Source organism: Lacinutrix gracilariae, assembly GCF_042684485.1.
In the GTDB taxonomy this organism is placed as follows: domain Bacteria; phylum Bacteroidota; class Bacteroidia; order Flavobacteriales; family Flavobacteriaceae; genus Oceanihabitans; species Oceanihabitans gracilariae.
The window spans coordinates 1-1,282 of sequence record NZ_JBHULM010000030.1 but is presented as its reverse complement, the minus strand read 5'-3'; the positions used below and the strand labels follow the sequence as shown (position 1 = coordinate 1,282).

The window sequence follows — 1,282 nt, the reverse complement described above, 5'->3', positions numbered from 1 at the left end:
CGTTGTGCGCAATATGAAGAAACATCCGTAAATGAAATCAACCTTACTTCGACACAGAACAATTTTAGAACCTAAACAAAATCGAGAAAACAATCTTGAAAACGGAAATGATGCGGAAGTACTAAGTGCTTCTATGCTTCTTAAAGCAATGGGAGCCGAAGTTAGTTGGGGAAGTAGAAATGAAGATGGCAGAAAAATTGATTTGATTTGTTCTTATGATCATCCTTGGATTATAAAGGAAAGATTAATCTTTTTTGTTCAAGTAAAATCAGGAAGTACATATGGGAGAAAACTTGAGAATGGTTTTACTCTTTTGGGTGTTGCAAAAAAATCAGCACAAAGAACATCTCATCCAATTTGTTTAATTTGGGTAGAGAGAGAGACAAATTCGACATATTGGGCTTATATACATCCATTTTCAACAAATGTGAGCCAAAATTATGGAGATAATCACCTAGTTAATCCTGCTACTAGATTTGATATTGCAAGATGTCAAGCCAAGGTTATTCCCGGAAAAAGTGAAGGCTCGGGAATTATAATAAAAGAGTTGTCAGGAACTCTACAAGATAAAAGAGCACATTCTTTAAAAAAATATAAAAGTTTAAAGACTAAAACTATTGTAAATCCAAATCTTGGTATTGTAGAATTAACAAGAGTTGGATGGAGGCATATGTTCCGAAAACAACGTTCTAGTATAAATAAAGAGAAAAGTTTGAACTTAATCCCTTATCTCGGGAATCTGTTAGAACATAAACCTTCAAAAATTTATATAACCAAAAACGAATTTGAAACAGAGCGAGGATATGAATTTAGAACTTCTGAATACGTATTAACTTATGAAAAAGTGCAAATTAATAATGCTGGAGGGTTGGAAAACACTTCAGTTATTATAAGATTGTTAGAAGAGATTATGTGGCCAGAAAATTGGCAAGAGAATTCAATGTTAAGCCAACTGATAAAAAGGCGATTAGTACTATTAAGTGCTTACTATAAATAACTGAGAGTAACCAGCCACTTGCGGATACGATTTGACGTTCATACAATATAAATTGTAATTCCGTATTCCTAGTGAACTAAGAACTTGCATATTTCGTCATATTAGCGGACTGGTAGCTAACTCTCAATCTTGGTCTAAAGATAGTAAAAATACTGCGCACAACACCGTATATAATTTATTGCTAGTTTCTCGCCTACTTACGAAAGTCCTCGCGGACTTTCTTGGTCAGTAATTATTTACTAAATTAGTTGCTTAACCACGCAACAAACCATATACAAACACGTT

The 1,282-nt window shown here is 33.5% G+C and carries 1 protein-coding gene; it reads left to right on the top strand.

All coding sequences use genetic code 11. From position 1 onward, the window contains the following. Positions 1–31 precede the first annotated feature (31 nt). Complete coding sequence (locus tag ACFSSB_RS15470) at positions 32–997, top strand: hypothetical protein (protein WP_379905936.1); 966 nt, start codon at positions 32–34, stop codon at positions 995–997. Positions 998–1,282 lie beyond the last annotated feature (285 nt).